The following is a 17,069-nucleotide window of genomic DNA, read 5'->3' as shown; positions in this document are numbered from 1 at the left end:
CGTCAGTCCGTGAAACCGTGGTGGGCGATCTCCAGGACCTCGTTGGCCACGGCCGGGTTGTTGGGGTCGAGGCTGGGGCCCTGCCAGCTGACGGGCAGTACGTCGATCAGTCCCCAGCGGGCGACCAGAGACCCGTCCGCGCGCAGGGCGGAGATCTGGGCGGTCGGCCGCTTGATCCCCGTCTGGACCGAGGAGATCCACTTGGCGACCTTGGCCGTGTCCGGGGTGAGGGGACGGGTCAGCCGGATGTTGGAGAAGGAGACACGGGTGGGCAGCTGCCACACGAACCCGTTGTTGCCGCCCTCCTGGCGCTGCTCGATCTCCACCTGGGACGACAGGCCTTCGCACCCGTTGAAGTAACCGAGGCTCTCGCCGTCGATGGTGAGGGTGAACCAGATGGTTGAGCCCGGGTCCTGGCGGGGCATCGCGGGTGGGCCTTTCGTCGGTACGTCTGTGTCGGTGGTGGTCGTCGGGTGGTGGGGACGCCCGGTCAGTGACGGGGGTCGCGGAGCCTGCCGACCCGTTCCCGGTCCATCCGCAACTCGGTGCGGATGAGGCGGGTGATGCGGCCGATGATCCGGTGGACGAGCTCGTCGAGCTGGAAGTCGGTGAGATCGCGGGGGTCGAACCCGCCGTTCGGGACGGCCGCGTACTCGGGCGGCGGCTCCTGCTGCGAGGTCGTGGCGCCCGGGGGCGGGGTGGAGCCGCCGGCGGGCGGGGAGTACGGAGGCGGCGAAGCCGGGGGCGGGCTGCTGGAGGCCCGCTCGTCCGCAGGGGGCGGGGTGGTGCGCTCACTGCGGTGCGGCCGGATACGGCTCAGGCTGCTAGCCACGGTGTCGGCTGCCGCGGAGGCGAGTGCGCCGATGGACGAACCACCGCCGAGGCGCTGGACGACGGGGTCCGGGGCACTGCCGCCGCCGGCCTGCACGGGACGGGAGGGCGCCGGCGGTGCCGCCGGGGGCGGGGTGAGCGGCGCAATGGGGAGCGGCGACGCGGCGGCGGCCCCGGGTGGCGTGAGGCCGCGCAGCGGTACGGCGGTGAGGGGCATGGCGCGGCGCTGGACGCGGGGGGTGGACGACGCGGGCGGGACGGCGGCCGGGGGCCGGGGGGCCTGAGGGGGCGGGGGCAGCAGCGGGGCCTGGAGGCTCGGCGGGGCGGCGGGGGCCGTGGTGGTGGTCCGAGGGCCGGCCTGTGACGCCGGCGCGGTGGCGCGGGGGCCGACGGCCGGCGGGGTGGGAGGGGCGATGAGCGGGGCCGCGTCCGTGGGCGCCGAGGACATGGGGGCGCCGAGCGGGGTACGTCGTCGGGGCGCGGCGGCGGGCGGTGCCGTGGGCGGCGCGGCCGTGGTGCGCTGGACCTGCTGCCCGGTGGGAGCGGGGGCCGCGGGTGCGGGGGAGCCGGGGGCCGGCGCGGCCGGGGGCTTCGGGGCGGGCGGCGGCGACTGGGGTGCCGTCCGCACGTGCGGTGGTGAGGCGGGCGCGGGTGCGGGGACGTCGGCCGGTGAGGAGGACATCGGGGCGCCGAGACCCGGGCGGGCCGTTCTCGGCGTGCCGGTGCGCGGAGCGGACGGCCGGTCGCTGCCCGTACCCGTCGGTGCGGTGTGCGGGAGAGCGGCCGGGGCAGGGGCCGCAGGCGGCTTGAGAGAGGCCGGGCCACGGGCGTCCGAGGCCGCGCGCTGGGGTGCCGGAGAGGTGGAAGGGCCGCTGGGGGCCGCAGCCGGGGCCGTGCCATGGGTGTGTGACGCCGCGCGCTGGACGGGTGCTGAAGGGGCGGCGGGGCCACGGGTGTCCGATACCGCGCGCCGGACCGGGGCCGAGGGGCCCGGTGCCGGTGAAGTGGTACGTGCGGGGCCGCTGTTGCCGGAGCCCGCCGACGCGGACGGCCGGACGGCAGGCGCGTCCGTGCCGGAGGCGGGGGGCGTCGGCTCGGTGCGGCGTACCGGGGGCTGACCGTCCGCGCGTACGGTGCCGCCGCGCGGAGCGGAGGCAGCCGGACCCGCAGGCCCGGCAGGGGTCACCGGGCGGGCCCGGTCGCCGGTGGGCGGCGGTGTGGCGGGGCCGGCGGTGTCGGCGGTGCGCCGCTGCACGGCGGCCTTCGCGTCGCGCGGACCGGCGGAGGTGGCGGGGGCGCCCGGGGCAGCCGGAGCGCGGTGCGCGCTCGGGGGCGTGGCCGCCTGCGCGGGCGTGGTCCGGGGCGCGCTCGTCGGGCTGCCGAGGCCGCGTGGGGCGCTCGGCTCGGCCGGCGCCGTTCCGCCGGGACCGGCAGGCCGTACGGGCGGGGAGGCCGCCCGGTCACGGGGGCCACGGGGTGCCGGGCCCGGCGACACGGCCCGCTGGACCGGGGCAGAGGCCGGGGCCGGACCGGCGGGAGCCGTGCCGGGGGCGCTGCGTGCGCCTTCCGTCGAGGGGGCGCCGGGCGATGCGGCGCTGGGTGACGCGGCACCGCGTGAACCCGCGCCGGTCGACGCGGCACCGCGTGAGCCGGTGGCAGAGGAACTGGCAGCGGGCGACCCGGCACTGGAGGAGCCGGTGGAAGACGAACTGCCAGCGGGCGACCCGGCACTGGAGGAGCCGGTACCGCGTGACCCGGTAGCAGGCGACCCGGAGCCGGGCGTACTGGCAGTACGTGAACCGGCAGGGCGTGAACCGGCAGCGGGCGGCCCGGCAGCGGGCGAACCGGCACCACGTGAGGTGCCGGGTGATCCCGCGCCGGACGAGGCGACTCGGGGCGTTTCGGCCCCGCGCGTCCCTCCGGTCACACCGTCGCCGGGGCGGGCCGGTGCCGTGTCGCGCCGGGCCACCGCGCGTTGCACAGCGGCGCCACCTGCCGGCGTATGCCCGACAGCGCTCTGCGGCGAAGGCGAAGGCGAAGGCGAAGGCGCAGGCGCAGGTGCAGGCAAGGGTGAGGGCGCAGGCGAAGGGGAGGGGGAGTGCGCAGGTGAAGGCGAAGGCGGGCGTGAAGGAGACGGTGAAGGCGCAGGCGAAGACGGCCGCGTGGCGCCGGGGGAGTCGGCCGAGCCGGCTCCCCCTCGGTCGCCGTCGGTTGATGTCGCCGACGCCGGCGCACTCTGCGTGTCCCCCGGGGCAGAGGGACGGCGCCGTGTGGCGGACAGGACCCGCCGCTGCACGGCCGGTGCCTTCGTCAGGGGCCGGGCCCGCGACGGGGCGGGCGGTACCGGCGCCACGCGGACACCGGGCGCCGGGGTCGGAGCGTTCCCGGACCCCGGGCTCCGGACCGCCCGTACGGGTGCGGGCGACGTCCCGGACGGCGCCGGTGCGGCGCCCGCACGCGGCGCGCTCCCCGCTGCGGCCGGTGCGCCGGCAACCGGAGGCGCCGCCGCCGGAGTGACCGGCGGCGGAGCGGGAGTTGAGGAGGAAGGACGGCCCGGGGACCGCCTCTGCACGGCCGGAACGGCAGACGCCGGCGCGGGCGCCGAGGAGACCGGCTGAGCAGCGTGGCCCCCGGCCGCAGGACTCCCGGAACCCTGCGACGCGGACGGGGGAGCGGGTGACGGGGCCGGCGCTGGCGCAGGCCGGCCCGGCTGTGCCGGCCGTGCCGGAGGCAGTGCCCGCAGCGGCACCGCCGGGGCGCGCTGCACCACCGGCTCCGCTGCCGCGCCCGACGCCAACGGCAGTGCGCCCGAGCGGCCTTCGAGCCCCGCCACCGGGTGGGCCGAGCGGTTCAGCGCGCCCGAGAGTAGACTGTCCGGCGCCGTGTTCATGACGCCGAGGGACGGCGTCCCGGTGAACGACGGGTTCTGCCACGTCGGCAGCCGCCCGCCGAACCCGGCGTCCGCGACCACCGAGCGTCCGGCGCCCATGGCCCGCTGGATCGGCGGCAGGCCGGACCAGGACGCGACGGCCGTGGGCACCGGCCCGGAGCCGGAACCGGGCCCCGGACCGGAGTCGGCCGGATCGGCGGCCCCGGCCGGTGCGGCCTCGGCGGGTGCGGTGTGTTGTGCGTCTGCGCGAGCCTCACGGCCCCGCATCCGGTCCAGGAACCCCACGTCTCAGCCCTCCGCTCCGGCGCGCGTCACGAAGGACGCGATCTGGTCCGCGTACAGCCGGCGGTCGTGGTGTTCCAGGTCCAGGATCGCCTCGAGGCTCCAGTGGAAGTGATAGGCGACGTACGCGATCTCCTCATGCAGCCGGTCGGTCGCGTACGTCACGATTCCCCCAGGCGGCTCCCGCCGAGTTCCACCTCGAAGGGCTCGGAACAGTGCGGGCACGCCACCGCCGCCCGGGTGTGGCCCTCGGCGTTGATCTGCCGGTAGAAGTCCTGGAGGAACGCGAGGTCGGAGGCGAACATGTTCTCCACCGTCCCGTCGTGCACCATCGACAGCGTGCCGAGCCGGGTGATGACCCGGCCGAGCAGCACCACCGACAGATACGCGGGGTTCTCCTGGACCCGGACGTCCCGCAGCGGGATCAGCTCGTCCCGGGCGGTGGACAGACGCATCACGCCGTCCTTGTGCACGGTGCCCGCGTCGTCGACGTACCCGCGCGGCAGCTCGAAGGGGAACTCCGTCTGCAGGCGCTGCGGCACGGGAGCCGGAGCCGGCGCGGGGGCCGGGGCCGGAGCAGGTGTCTGCTCCGGACCCGCCACGGCCTCGGGCGCCGGTACGTCCGTGATCGGGCCCGCGCCGGCCCTGGCCGTAGAACGCCGCATTACTCGATGACCAGTTCTTCGAAGACGATGGTCACGGTCTCCGTCAGCGCCGAGGCCTCACCGGCCTTCAGGGCGCTGGCGTCGATCTTGCTGCACCAGGCGTTGCGCATGTTGTAGCGCTTCGTCGGGTTGTTCTGGTAGTCCATCACGATGATGGAGGCGTTCTTGCGCGCCGTGGACATCTGACCGGCGATCGAGTCGTTGATCCACGTCGTGAACGAGGCCGACGGGGTCATACCCCGGACCACCGTGCACTGCCCGTCCTTCTGCGTGCCCGGCATGAGGCTGACCTCAGGCTTGCCCTGCGCGGAGTTGGAAAGGTGCTTGATGACGTCCTGCTCGATGGTGAGGCCATTGACCTCCGCGAGGTACTCGACCATCACGCCGTCGATCTGGAGGCCGAAGTTATGTGAGGTGAACGCGTCACCCGGGCCGATGCTCATCTGTTTCCCGTCCTGCCAAGAATTCTTGTCGATCGCTTACGAGGGCTGGGGGTGCGGGCCGGCGGCCTACTCCTCCAGCTCACCGTTTCCGCTGGAGAACTGGGCCAGCCGGAAGATCACGAACTCGGCGGGCTTGACCGGGGAGATGCCGATCTCGCAGATCACGCGACCGACGTCGACCGACTCCGGGGGGTTGGTCTCCTCGTCGCACTTGACGTAGAAGGCCTCCTCCGGGCGCGAGCCGAAGAGGGCGCCGCTGCGCCACTCGTTGACCAGGAACGCCGAGACGTTGCGCCGGATGCGGGCCCAGAGGTTCGTGTCGTTCGGCTCGAACACCACCCACTGGGTGCCGATCAGGATCGACTCCTCCAGGTAGTTGAAGTACCTGCGGACGTTCAGGTAGCGCCACGCCGGGTCCGAGGACATGGTGCGGGCGCCCCAGACGCGTACACCGCGGCCGGGGAAGGCGCGGATGCAGTTGACGCCGATCGGGTTGAGCAGGTCCTGCTCACCGCGGGTGATCTGGATCTCCAGGTCGACCGCGCCGCGTACGACCTCGTTGGCGGGCGCCTTGTGCACGCCGCGCTCGAAGTCGTTGCGCGCCCAGATGCCGGAGACGTGACCGCTCGGCGGGATCAGCTGGGACTGGCCGGACGCCGGGTCGAAGACCTTGATCCAGGGGTAGTACAGAGCCGCGAACTTGGAGTCGTAGCCGGCGGTCTCCTGGCGCCAGACCCTGATCTCGCGGGCGTTCAGGCCCGGAGGCGGGTCGATGACCGCGACGCGGTCGCCCATCAGCTCGCAGTGCGCGATCAGACCGAGCTGGACCGCCTTGACGGCCTCCAGGTCGATCGCTCCGCGCTGGTAGGCGGACATCAGGTCGGGGACGGCGACCATGGAGATCTCGTCCACGGCTTCCAGACCACCGAAGCCGGTACGGTCCGCGGAGTCGCCGAGGTACTGGGCGGGCCCGGGGTGGGCGGAGGTGTTCGCCGCGGGGACGGCCGGGGCGGCGGCGGGCGGGGCCGCGAGCGCCACGGTCTGGTTCTCGGGCCGTGCGAGCTGCGCGGCGGGCGCGGCCTCCTGCACGGTGATGAGCTTGGAGCGCTCCTTGACCTGCGTGACGACGTAGTTGCGGCCGCTCTTCTTCGCGGTCACGTCGAAGGTCTCGGCGGTCTTGTCGCCGTCCTTGACGACCAGCCTGAAGCGCTCGGCCGGGCCCTCGCCCTCGGGGTCGGCGACCTCGACGGTCAGCGGGCCGCTCTGTCCGGGCGCGAGCGCGGTCACCGTGAAGGTGCCCAGCTGCTGCGGCGCACCCGTCGGCAGCGCGGCCGGGGTCCTGGAGCCGGTCACGGCGGCGGGGGCGGCGTCGGACGCGCCCTCGGCCGATCCGCCGACCCGCACGACGTAGGCGGCGCTGCCGCCGTTGTTGAAGAAGCCGTAGACGGAGTGCGCCAGGTAATACCCGTCGGTGAAGTCACCGAACGCCGCGACGTACTGCGTCCAGTTGGTCACCAGGGTGGGTTCGTTCAGGGGCCCGGTCGACGCGAGGCCGACAAAGGCCGCGACCGAAGTGCCCACACCCTCGATCGGGCGCGAGCCGCTGGCCACCTCCTCGACGTATACGCCGGGCGACAGGTAGGACGGCATGCTCTGCTCTCCTCGGGGTACGAGACAGGACGGCTTTCACCTTCACGCGCGAAGCGCGTCCCCCGAAACGTCCTGCGGGGCCCGATCGGGGGCACCCCTCTTGCCCACAAGGGCACTTCTGTGCGATGCGTCCCCCGGTGCGTCCCGACGTTGCCCGCGGGACTGCCCTCGCGGACCTGCCCGGGACCGGAACGGGCGGGTAGAGCTGGGTGGTCAGCTGTCCGTCCGGAAGGGAGCGTCGTGCGCGCACATGAAACACCGGCCCCGCAGCCCGGAGAGCGGGGCAGACCTCGCCGGGCCGGTGCGCCGGGCACCCAGGCCGGCCGGATGCTGGCTCTCCAGCGCATGGCGGGGAACGCGGCCGTGTCGCGCGCCATCGAGGAGGAGCGGCACGCGCACGGGCCCGGCTGTGGCCACGGTGAGGCCGCGCCGTCCGGCGAACAGCCGGCCGTGCAGCGGAGTGTGTCGGTCCAGGAGGCGATCTCCTCGCCGGGCAGCCGTCCGGAGTCCCGCATCCTCGACAAGGCGCAGCAGGCGTACGGGATGAGCTTCGACCACGTCCGGCTGCACACCGGTCCGGTGGCGCAGCGCTCGGCGATGGAGTTCAACGCCGTGGCCTACACCACGGGTTCGGACATCGTCAGCCAGAAGCCGCGCCTGGACGACGAGACGATCTTCCATGAGCTGGACCACGTTCGTCAGCAGACGATGGGGCCGGTGGCGGGTACGGACAACGGCGCGGGGGCCAAGGTCTCGCACCAGGACGACCCCTTCGAGAAGCAGTCCGCCGCCAACGGCCGGAAGCTGGCCAGGGGTGGCGCGCCGGACCTCTCTCTGCCGGGCTCGTCCGCGCCGGTGCAGCGTGCCGTGGACTCCGCGGGGCCGGGCACGCACGAGGTCCAGCGGGCCGGCACCGACACCGAGGAGGCCCCGGCCAAGTACCGGCAGACGAAGCCGTCCGCCCCGGGCGACCGGGACGTGGCCCTGCGCATGCTGGACCGGATGTCCCGTATCGCCCTGGAGACCATCACCAAGACCAACAAGGACTACGCGGACAAGCGCGGCAACCCCCTGCGCGGCAAGAGCAAGATCACCCCCCATCTGGCCGTGTCGGTCCTCCCCGGCGGGGCGCTGGCCATCGCCGGGAACACCGGCGACAAGCGGGTCACCGACAACGACAAGCAAGTGGTCGAGACAGAGCTGCGCAAGTACGTGAACGGCGACCCCGAGATGCAGCACGCCAAGAAGCAGGACCGGACGAAGCTCAAGGCCCTGACGTCGGGGGACTACGCCAAGGCGCACGGCAACGCTCCCCAGCTGCTGGAGATCGACGAGGCCCTGCGCCGGACCGTCCAGTGGTACGCGGTCGGCGGCACCGAGGCGGACAAGAGCTCGCAGCACGGTGAGATGACCGTGCTCGGCCGTCACGTCGCCCACTGGGTGGCGAACCCGAACACCTCGGGGAACATCGAGCAGGTCATGATGGGCGGCGTCAAGAAGGCGTGCGCCAGCTGCCAGTGGGCCTTCGAGGCCGTCAACGAGCACATCGGCCGGCCCAACGGCTACGAGGTCCAGGCGTCCGGCAGCCACAACCAGTTCTTCCCCGGCTGGCGGATGCCGGAGTGGATGACCGCGTACCCGAAGGTGGTGGCGGAGGTGAAGGCGCAGGCCGCCAAGAGCAACGTGAAGCTGGAGAACGGGGTTCTCCAGGGGGCCATGACGGAGAGGACCGTGAGTCACGATCCTGACTCGTCGGGCTCCGAGTGGGACGAGTAGCGGTACGGACCCGGGGCGGAGGGGCGGGGCCTCCGGGGGAGCCCTGAGGGCATCCCGGAGTGCCCCCGCGTCCCCTGACGGCCGCCACGTCCTCCCCCTAGCGTGGGCCCGTGAGCCTGTGGACTTCTCTCGAACCTCTCTCCACCACCGTCGACCCCGGCAGCAGCACCACCGTGCGGCTCCGGCTGCGCAACACCGGCGACGTGGTGGATGAATACCGCTTCGAAGCGATCGGCGGCCCCGCCCCCTGGACCACCGTGGAGCCGCAGACGCTCCGCCTGTACCCCGGCACCACCGGCTCGGTGGACGTGACGTTCGCCCCGCCGCGTACGCCGGACGCCACGGCCGGGCCGAATCCGTACGCCGTGCGGATCACACCGACCGAGCATCCGGAGGCGGTGACCGTCCCGGAGGGCAACCTCACCATCACCCCCTTCACGGAGGTGCGGGCCGAGCTGGTGCCGCCGGTCGTCAAGGGCCGCTTCCGCGGCCGGCCCCGGCTGGCGGTCGACAACCTCGGCAACACCAAGGTCACCGCCTCGCTCAGCGGCAGTGACTCCGGCGACCGGCTGTCGTACGACATCCAGCCGAGCAACGTCCAGATCGAGCCGGGCCGGGCCGCGTTCGTCAAAGCGACGCTGAAGCCACGGCAGATCATCTGGTTCGGGTCGAAGGAGGAGCAGCCCTACGCGCTGGCCCTGCGCCGCTCCGGTGCCACGAGCATGGACGTGGACGGCACCTACGTCCAGCGGGGGTTCCTGCCGGGCTGGCTGGCCACCGTGCTGGCGCTGCTCCTGACGCTGACCATCGCGTTCGTGGTGATCTGGCTGGCGTACAAGCCCGCGGTGAAGAGCATGGCGACGGAGAAGAGTTCGCAGACCGTCAGCGCCATCCCACCGCCCGAGGAGAGCGCCGCGCCCACGTCCGCGCCGCCCACCCCGGAGCCGGAGAAGACCCCTGAGACCGAGACGGAGAGCCCCGCCGGCGACGGCGACGGCGGTGGCGGTGGCGGTGGTGGCGGGGAGACGGAGAAGCCGCCGGAGCGGACCGCGGCCGTCGCGGTGCACGAGATCGCCGCGCGCAGCGAGGGCCGTCACATCTGCTACCGCGCGTACGTCGCGGACCGCGGCTGGCAGGAGCCGGTGTGTGACGGTGCCGAGGCCGGCACGGTCGGCAAGGGGTTGCCCATCAAGGCCCTCAACATCGCCGTGTCCAGGACCAAGGGTGTGCGGGGCGCGTCCGCCTATGTGGTCGAGGGCTGGCGGAAGGGCGACAAGTGGCAGCAGCAGAGCACGGGTAAGGACATGTACCTGGGCTCCACCAAGGAGTCGTACTCCGCGATGCAGGGGTTCACCATCGGGGTGCTCGAAGGCACCGTCTGCCAGACGACCAGCGTCGGGGGCAAGGGGTGGGGCGGCCGGTTCTGCACCAAGCCCGAGGACTGGATCTACGGCGGAAGCGACATGAAGCTGAAACTCCAGCTCGAAGCCGTCAAGTTCACCGTGTGACACCGCTGTGTGACACCGCCGTGTGACTGCACTGTGTGAAGCGGACGGCCAAGTCGTCCCCGGCCGGGCGGACTCACCAGTTCGCCTCGCCCGGAACCAGCCGGCCCGCCTTGCGGTACTCGCGGCGGGCGCCCTCCAGCAGGTCGTCCGCCCCGACCGGCTCGTCCCGCCCGGCGGCGAGGTAGGCGGCGGTGACGACCGCGCTGCGGATCGATCCGCCGGCCAGCTCGAAGTCCTGGGCCAGGGGGCCGGCGTCGATGTCCTCGGCCGACGGGACGTGCGCCAGGCCGTGGTGCCACAGCGCCAGCCGCTGGCCGGCGTCCGGGAACGGGAAGTCGACGACCAGGTCCAGGCGCCGGGTGAACGCCTCGTCGATGTTGGACCGCAGGTTGGTGGTGAGCAGGGCGATGCCGTCGAAGGACTCCAGCCGCTGCAGGAGGTAGGAGCTCTCCATGTTGGCGTACCGGTCGTGGGAGTCCTTGACCTCCGAGCGCTTCCCGAAGACGGCGTCGGCCTCGTCGAAGAGGAGCACGGCGTCCGTGCTGTCGGCCTCGCTGAAGATCCGTTCGAGGTTCTTCTCGGTCTCGCCGATGTACTTGTCGACGATCGAGGACAGCTGGACCACGTAGAGGTCGAGCCCCAGATCGGCCGAGACCACCTCCGCCGCCAGGGTCTTCCCGGTGCCGGACTCGCCCGCGAACATGCCGACGACACCACGGCCGCGCCCGCCGCCCGCGCTGAGCCGCCAGTCGCCGAGGACCCGGTCGCGATGGCGGGCGCGCAGGGCGAGTTCGCGCAGCTGCGTGAGAGGTGCGTCGGGGAGGACGAGGTCGCCCCAGTCCACGGCGGGCCGGATCCGGCGGGCGTGCTGTTCGAGGCCGGACGCCGACTGCTGCCGCGCGGCGAGCCGGATGTGGCCGGCGGTGAGCGGCGTCCCGTCGAAGGCGGCCAGGGCCAGGGCGGCACGGGCCGCACGCCCGACACGCTCGCCGCCGAGGTGGTACGGCGCCACGGTGGCGGTCAGGTCGAGATGGCCGGCCTCGGGGCCCAGCTCGGCCTGCCAGACGTCGGCGCCGCCGGCCGGGCGCCGAGGCGCCTCCAGCACGAGCGGGTCGTGCGGGGACCAGTGCGGGTCGTACGGGCGCGGGTCCGCAAGCAGTACGGTCACGTCCGTGGCCCGGGTCAGCGCTTCGACCAGCGGGGCCGGCCGGTCGGGCAGGCCGGACACCACGATCGCCCGCCCGCTGAGGCGCGCCTCGCGCAGCAGCGCGTGCACACCGTCGTCGATGCCGGCGGCGGTGCCGTGAGGAGCGCCGTGGACGCCCCCGGGGCCGGTGTGGCCGGTGTGGCCGGAAGGGTCCGAGGAGCCGGTGTGGCCCGAGGGGCCCGAGTAACGCAGCGCGTCGACGCCGGCCGTGCGCAGGGCGGACGCGAGGGCGGCCAGACCGTCACCCTGTCGGTGTTCCCGCAGGTAGACGGAGAGCGGACCGTCGTTCAGCCGGGCGGCCAGCTGCCGGCCGAAGGCCTCGTCCTGCTCGGCGGCGGACTGCGGGTCCGGCATCGGGTGCAGCCGGCCCAGCAGCGCGGCGTCCGGGGTGTCGTCTCCCAGCAGGTGGGCGGCCACCCGGTCCGGCACGCGCAACGAGCGGGAGAGGAAGGGGCGTTCGGGTTCCTCGACCTCCAGCAGCCCGAGGGCGAGGAGCGGCGCCGTCGGATGGAAGCGCGCGCGGCCGTCCGGCAGGTGGGCGGGCAGGCCGCACAGTTCGAGGGCGAGGCCCACCGTGGCGCGGCGCCGGCTCACGTCGTCGTTGAGGTAGCCGTAGAGCGGCTCGAAGATGCGGTCGAGGTCCGGGGCGAGCGCGATGAGCAGGACGGCCGCGTCCCGGTCGGTCAGCCGCAGCCGGGCGGCCGTCCGGGCCAGCCGGTCGTCGGCGTCGTCCGGCGGTCCCGACTGCGTGCCCGGCGGGAGGGAGCCGTCCGGGTCCGTGGCCGGCCAGGCGTTCAGCAGGTGGAGCACGGCCTCGTCGGAGAGGTACAGGCCGCGCAGCGGGTCGCCCGCCGTCGGGTCGGCGGCGGAGCGCCGCTCGACCAGCGCGGTCACCGCCTGCCGCAGTCCGGCCAGCCGGGCGAGCAGCGGCTCGGAGGGGTCACGGTGGTCCAGGACGTCGGACACGGCGGCCGGGTGCGGGGCGTTCATCGCTTCTCCGCGCGGCGGGCCGCCGCCTCCTCCTCGTGGGCGGCGCGGGCCGCCGCCACCTGGTGCGGCCGGTGGGAGCGCCCCGGGGGCCGGGGGGTGTCGGCCTCCAGGTCGCCCACGCGGATCGTCGCGCCCTCGGTGACCGGGGGCCCGGCGTCGTATTCGGGGAAGGCCGGGAAGGGCGCGGTGACCACCAGGTCCAGGGAGGGCTTGAGCTCACCGCCCAGCGCCGACCAGATCTCGGCGAAGGAGCGCGACTCCGTCTGGAGGCCGGCCACCGTCAGCGGAATCGTCAGGCCGAGGCGCCCCAGTGAGCCGGGGAGTTCCTCGGGGGTGAGCAGTTCCCGGGGCAGCAGCGTCGCCAGCACGGCGGACAGCAGCCGGTGTTCGTCCTGCGGGGTCTTCGTCCACGCCGTCACCAGGTACGACAGCCGGAACCAGCGCGGCGGCTGGCTGCGGCGCACCACGATGTTCCGTTCGTCGCGCACCGACGTGTGGCCGCGCTGCCGCCGGCTCACGTCCTCCCGGATGTCGTACAGATAGGTGTTGACCACGGGGGCGTTGCGCCGGGCCGCCCAGTCACGGGTGGGCGCCTCGAAGGACACCTCGATGCCGGAACCCGACAACGCCCCGCCGCTGAGCAGGCGCTTGAGGACCTCGTCCACCTCGTGGATCACTCTTGCCGCTCCCTGCCCTGCCGTGGTGCCTGTCGTGCGTCCGGTGCCGCTCGGTGCCGTATCCCACCGATCGTGCCCTGTGTGCCGTCAGGGCCCCAGGCACGCCGGGGACGGCCGGCGGACAGCGGTCCTGCCCGGCGGCCCTCCCGGGATTGCCCCAACGGTCAGATGTAACCCTCCCGAAGGGCATGGGCGACGGCGTGCGCGCGGTTACGCAGGTGGAGCCGGGTCGTGACCCCGTGCATCACGTTCTTTACGGTCCGTTCGGAATAGGACAACTTGCCGGCGATCTCACCGGTGTCGAGGCCCTCGGCGACGAGCCGCAGCACATCGACCTCGCGGGGCGTGAGACCCAGGGAAGGACTGCCCTGCCGGCCGGCGCCGCCACGGTGCAGGGACCCCACCTGGTTGATGAGCCGGCCGAGCAGGTCCGCAGGCAGGTCGCCCTCGCCGCGGGCGGCGGTCAGCACCGCCTGCACCAGCCGGTGGGCGGTGGCCTCGCGACGCCACACGATGGCCCCGACACCGCACTCGATGACGTCCAGCAGCTCGTTCTCGCGGATCGTGTCCACGACGAGCACGGCACGAGCGCCCTCGCTGCGCACGACCCGGCGCAGCCGGGTGAGGGCCGTCTCGTCGAGGGCGTCCTCGATCAGCAGGGCCACCGTGCCGGGGCGGGACTCCTCGCGCAGTTCGACCTCCGGATGCCGGCGCAACTGGCTGACGGCACCTTCGCGGCTGATCGGGTCGGGGGCGGTCACGGACACGGGCACCCGGCTTGTCAGGGCGGTGTCGGAGGTGGTCCGGGGTGAGCTGAGCAACCGTTTTCCTCTGTTCAGGATCCGCCGGGCGTGAGCGCCTTCGGCGGAAGGACCTGGTCCACACTTCTGCGCCCGCCGCGGAACAGGCAATCGTGGACCACCACGACGCGGACCACGAGGGCAGCGCGGCGGTCACTCGTACATCCCGCCGGAAAGCCGTATCAGCGCAGGTCAACGCGGGTGCGTCCACAGGGCGGTGGGCCTGCGGGAACGATGCACATCCCGCCGTGAGACACGACACACCAGGGGGCAGAGAAGCGGGCAGAAAAATTGCCCTGTGGGTCATATCACGCCACCCGGGCGCGCGCCGGTGCCTCTCACAGGGCAACGGCGCGCACCATCTTCTCAGGAGGCCTGGATGATCAATGCGCTGCGGGAACGCGACGACGCACACACACTGTTGGCGGCCGGCACCGAGCGCGCCCTCCGTGGCGTGGGCGGCCTCGTCCTGCTGCGCGGTGCGACCGGCACCGGCCGCACCGCCGTGCTGGAGGCCGCCGCCGCACACGCCGCGGAACGCGGCCTGCGCGTGCTGCGTGCGCGCTGTTCCCCGGAGGACGACGGCATGCCCCTCTCGACCGTGGGGAGGCTTCTCGGCCACGTTCCGGAGTACGCGGGCATGCCGTCCTCCGATTACCACCGCAGAGCCGCCCGGTTGTGGGAGTTGCTGGGCTCGTCGGCGGCACGGTCCCCCCTGTTGCTGGCCGTGGACGACGTCCATCTGGCGGACCGTTCCTCGCGCCGCTGGCTCGCCGAGGCCGCCGGCCACCTGGACCGGATGCCGGTGCTGATCGTGGCCACCGAGCGCAGCCAGTACGACATCGACCCGCAGCCCGCCGGTCTCACCCACGCCCTCTCCGCCTCCTTCGTCCGCACGCACACCCTGGCCCCCCTCACCGACGAGGCGTCCGCGGAGATGCTGCGGGCGCACCTTCCCGAGGCCGACCCGGAGTGGACGGCGGAGTGCGTACGGGCCTCGGCGGGCCATCCGCTGCTGCTGCTCGCCCTGCTCGACGATCTGCGCGGCACCCCGCCGCTCCCCCTCCCGGACTCCTGCGCCGCCCTGTACCCGGGGGCGTATCCGGCGGCCGTCGCCTGGTGGCTGGACAGCGCCGGGACGGCGACCGCCGATGTGGCCCGCGCCCTGGCCGCGCTGGAGGAGGTGGGGACGCCGGACCCCGGCGGCGATCCGCCCGCCCTGCTCGCCGAGACGACCGGGGCCGACCCCGCCCGGGTCGCCGGCTGGCTCACCGCGATGACCCGGCTCGGACTGCTGCGCCCCGGCGCCGGCAGGCAGCCCCGCTACGCCCATCCGCTGCTGCGGGACGCGGTGCTCACCGGCTGGCCGACACCGCGACGGCAGGAGGTGCACCGGGCGGCCGCCGAGGCGCTGCTCTCCCGGGGCGGACGCGTGGAGGCGGTCGCCCGGCATCTGCTGCGCGCCCCCGTCGTCGGCAAGCCCTGGGCGCTGCGCGTCCTGCGGGACGCCGTGACGGTGGCGGTCGACGCCTCGCGGACCGAACACGCCGTCGGCTATCTGCGCCGGGCGCTCGACGAACCGCTGTCCGACGCCCGCAGGCAGCGTCTGCTGACCGAACTGGGCTCCCTGGAGTACCACTCGGCGGACGCCGGAGCCGCGATATCGCGGCTGGCGGAGGCCCTGCACCTGGAGGGTGAGCCCCGCGACCGGGTGCACACGGCCATCGCGCTGGGCACCGCCCTCGCCGGTCAGGGCGAGGTCCGTACGGCGATGGGGATGCTGCGCCGGACCGAGGCGGGGCTGGCGGGCCACCCCGGACTGGCCCGCACCGTGCAGACCGCCACCGCGTTCCTGTCCGACCACGACCAGATCCAGCGTCAGGAGGCCTACGGGTGGCTGGGCGAGACCGCCGCGCGCTCCCCCGAACTGCTCGGCACCGCGGGAAGGGCCCTGCTCGTGCGGCACGCGGCGACGGCCGGACTGGTCTCCGCGCAGGACGCGATGAAACAGGTGCACGCCCTGCTCGCCGAGCCCGCCGACCCGTCCGCCGAGCCGTTCCTGCTGGGCACGGCGGCCGCCGTCGCCCAGTGGGCGGACGAACTCGACGAGGCGGAAAGGCTCGTGGAGCGCGGCATGGCCCTGCAGAGCTGTTCCCTGCTGCACCCCATGCACCGCGCCCTGGTCAGCACCCGGGCCGACATCGCCGCCGCCCGGGGTGACCAGGCCACGCTGCTCGCCCACGCCGCGGCCCCGCGCCGGACGCCGGCCGACGCGGGGCCGGGCAACATCGACGCCCATGTGCTGATGGCGCTCGTGCACGCCGACCGCACCGACGAGGCACAGCGGCTCGCTGCGGAGTTCGACCTGCGCCGGGCGCCGGACTCCTGGGAGCTGAACCGTTTCCTGTACGCCCGGGGCGTGCTGCGGGCCGCCGTCGGCGACCCGGCGGGAGCGCTCACCGACTGGCTGGAGTGCGGCAGGCGCCAGCTGGCGCGCGAGGTGGTCAGCCCGGTCGTCACACCGTGGCGTACCGCCGTCGCCGAGCACGGCCTGACGGCGGGGAGGGCGGGGGAGGCCGTGGAGCTGGCGGAGGAGGAACTGCGGCTGGCCGAGGTGTGGAACACCCCGCGCACGGTCGGCCGTGCGCTGCGGGTGCTGGGCACCGTGACCGGCGGACGGCGCGGCCTGGAACTGGCCGGGGAAGCCGTCCGGATCTTACGCGGCGCACCGGCCGACACCGACATGGAACTGATCCCGGCGCTCCTCGCGCAGGGCCGTCAGCTCATCGGCGCGGGGGAGCGCTCCCGTGCCCGTGACTCCCTGCGCGAGGCATCGGAACGGGCGGAACGCAAGGGCGCGGTACGGTTCCACGCCCTGGCCGCCTCGGCGCTGCGCGAGGGAGGCGCCCGCCATCACTCCTCGCCCCGCACCGGGTCCGCCGCTCTGACGCCGAGTGAACGCCGTGTGGCCGAACTGGCTGCGGGCGGACGGACCAACGCGGAGATAGCCGGGCTGCTGCACCTGGCCCGGCGCACGGTGGAGACCCACCTCACCCACGTCTACCGCAAGCTGCGGATACGGCGCAGGTCCGAGCTCGCCGGTGCGCTGGGGGCACGCGGCGTGGGGTGAGGCGCCCGTAACCGGGTGCCCGTGACCACTCACGGGCGCCCGTAACCCTCCGCGCTCAGGGGCGTCCCCTGCCCACCGGCGCTCGCAGGAGCTCCTGACCCGAGCGCTCACAACCTGTGCCCGGAGCGCTGTGCGGACCCCGTCCCCCGGTCAAGACTCGAACGCACGGCCACGGTGGGTCACGCCCAACTCCCGCCTGTGTCAGCTCTATTGACAGCAC

Annotated in this window: 13 protein-coding genes; 4 read left to right on the top strand and 9 right to left on the bottom strand. The window is 73.9% G+C overall.

Annotated elements, in window-relative coordinates:
- Positions 1–2: 2 nt before the first annotated feature.
- Both AB0P41_RS15405 and AB0P41_RS15400 read right to left on the bottom strand, forming a co-directional pair.
- Positions 3–425 carry a phage tail protein gene (locus tag AB0P41_RS15405; protein ID WP_356707941.1) on the bottom strand — a complete coding sequence of 141 codons (423 nt, stop codon included), beginning with the start codon at positions 423–425 and terminating at the stop codon, positions 3–5.
- 65 nt (positions 426–490) lie between these two features.
- On the bottom strand, positions 491–1,513 hold the full coding sequence (locus tag AB0P41_RS15400) for a hypothetical protein (protein ID WP_365932358.1): 1,023 nt from the start codon (positions 1,511–1,513) through the stop codon (positions 491–493).
- 1,588 nt (positions 1,514–3,101) lie between these two features.
- Between AB0P41_RS15400 and AB0P41_RS15395 the strand changes: the two genes are divergently transcribed.
- On the top strand, positions 3,102–3,449 hold the full coding sequence (locus AB0P41_RS15395) for a hypothetical protein (protein WP_365932356.1): 348 nt from the start codon (positions 3,102–3,104) through the stop codon (positions 3,447–3,449).
- Positions 3,450–4,009: 560 nt separating this feature from the next.
- On the opposite strand, the gene AB0P41_RS15390 is transcribed toward AB0P41_RS15395, so the two are convergent.
- From AB0P41_RS15390 to AB0P41_RS15375, 4 genes are all read right to left on the bottom strand, one after another.
- Entirely contained in the window at positions 4,010–4,168 is a 159-nt protein-coding gene (locus tag AB0P41_RS15390; protein ID WP_187355792.1) for a DUF6760 family protein, read from the bottom strand.
- Positions 4,165–4,668: a hypothetical protein gene (locus AB0P41_RS15385; protein ID WP_356707938.1), complete on the bottom strand. Its 504-nt coding sequence runs from the start codon at positions 4,666–4,668 to the stop codon at positions 4,165–4,167. The genes AB0P41_RS15390 and AB0P41_RS15385 overlap by 4 nt, the downstream gene beginning before the upstream one ends.
- On the bottom strand, positions 4,668–5,111 hold the full coding sequence (locus AB0P41_RS15380; protein ID WP_104787890.1) for a phage tail protein: 444 nt from the start codon (positions 5,109–5,111) through the stop codon (positions 4,668–4,670). Before AB0P41_RS15380 ends, AB0P41_RS15385 begins: the two co-directional genes overlap by 1 nt.
- A 66-nt stretch (positions 5,112–5,177) precedes the next feature.
- The gene (locus AB0P41_RS15375) at positions 5,178–6,761 is read right to left on the bottom strand and encodes a phage tail sheath subtilisin-like domain-containing protein (protein WP_356707937.1); all 1,584 of its coding nucleotides are present in this window, start codon (positions 6,759–6,761) and stop codon (positions 5,178–5,180) included.
- A gap of 240 nt (positions 6,762–7,001) precedes the next feature.
- On the opposite strand from AB0P41_RS15375, the gene AB0P41_RS15370 reads away from it, so the two are divergent.
- Both AB0P41_RS15370 and AB0P41_RS15365 read left to right on the top strand, forming a co-directional pair.
- On the top strand, positions 7,002–8,537 hold the full coding sequence (locus tag AB0P41_RS15370) for a DUF4157 domain-containing protein (RefSeq protein ID WP_365932353.1): 1,536 nt from the start codon (positions 7,002–7,004) through the stop codon (positions 8,535–8,537).
- 110 nt (positions 8,538–8,647) lie between these two features.
- Positions 8,648–10,045, top strand: coding sequence for a hydrolase (locus AB0P41_RS15365; protein ID WP_365932351.1), 1,398 nt, complete (start codon positions 8,648–8,650; stop codon positions 10,043–10,045).
- 73 nt (positions 10,046–10,118) lie between these two features.
- Here AB0P41_RS15365 and AB0P41_RS15360 read toward each other — a convergent pair whose 3' ends face one another.
- The 3 genes from AB0P41_RS15360 to AB0P41_RS15350 form a co-directional block, all read right to left on the bottom strand.
- Positions 10,119–12,242: an ATP-binding protein gene (locus AB0P41_RS15360; RefSeq protein WP_365932349.1), complete on the bottom strand. Its 2,124-nt coding sequence runs from the start codon at positions 12,240–12,242 to the stop codon at positions 10,119–10,121.
- Positions 12,239–12,919, bottom strand: coding sequence for a DUF4255 domain-containing protein (locus AB0P41_RS15355; protein ID WP_365932347.1), 681 nt, complete (start codon positions 12,917–12,919; stop codon positions 12,239–12,241). Before AB0P41_RS15355 ends, AB0P41_RS15360 begins: the two co-directional genes overlap by 4 nt.
- Before the next feature lie 164 nt (positions 12,920–13,083).
- Entirely contained in the window at positions 13,084–13,740 is a 657-nt protein-coding gene (locus tag AB0P41_RS15350; protein ID WP_356707932.1) for a response regulator transcription factor, read from the bottom strand.
- 358 nt (positions 13,741–14,098) lie between these two features.
- On the opposite strand from AB0P41_RS15350, the gene AB0P41_RS15345 reads away from it, so the two are divergent.
- Positions 14,099–16,849: a LuxR C-terminal-related transcriptional regulator gene (locus AB0P41_RS15345; protein ID WP_365932345.1), complete on the top strand. Its 2,751-nt coding sequence runs from the start codon at positions 14,099–14,101 to the stop codon at positions 16,847–16,849.
- The last annotated feature ends 220 nt before the right edge of the window (positions 16,850–17,069 follow it).

The organism is Streptomyces sp. NPDC079167 (assembly GCF_040686735.1).
GTDB lineage: Bacteria > Actinomycetota > Actinomycetes > Streptomycetales > Streptomycetaceae > Streptomyces.
Note: the sequence above shows the minus strand (reverse complement) of the source record. Positions and strands in the feature narration are given on the sequence as shown.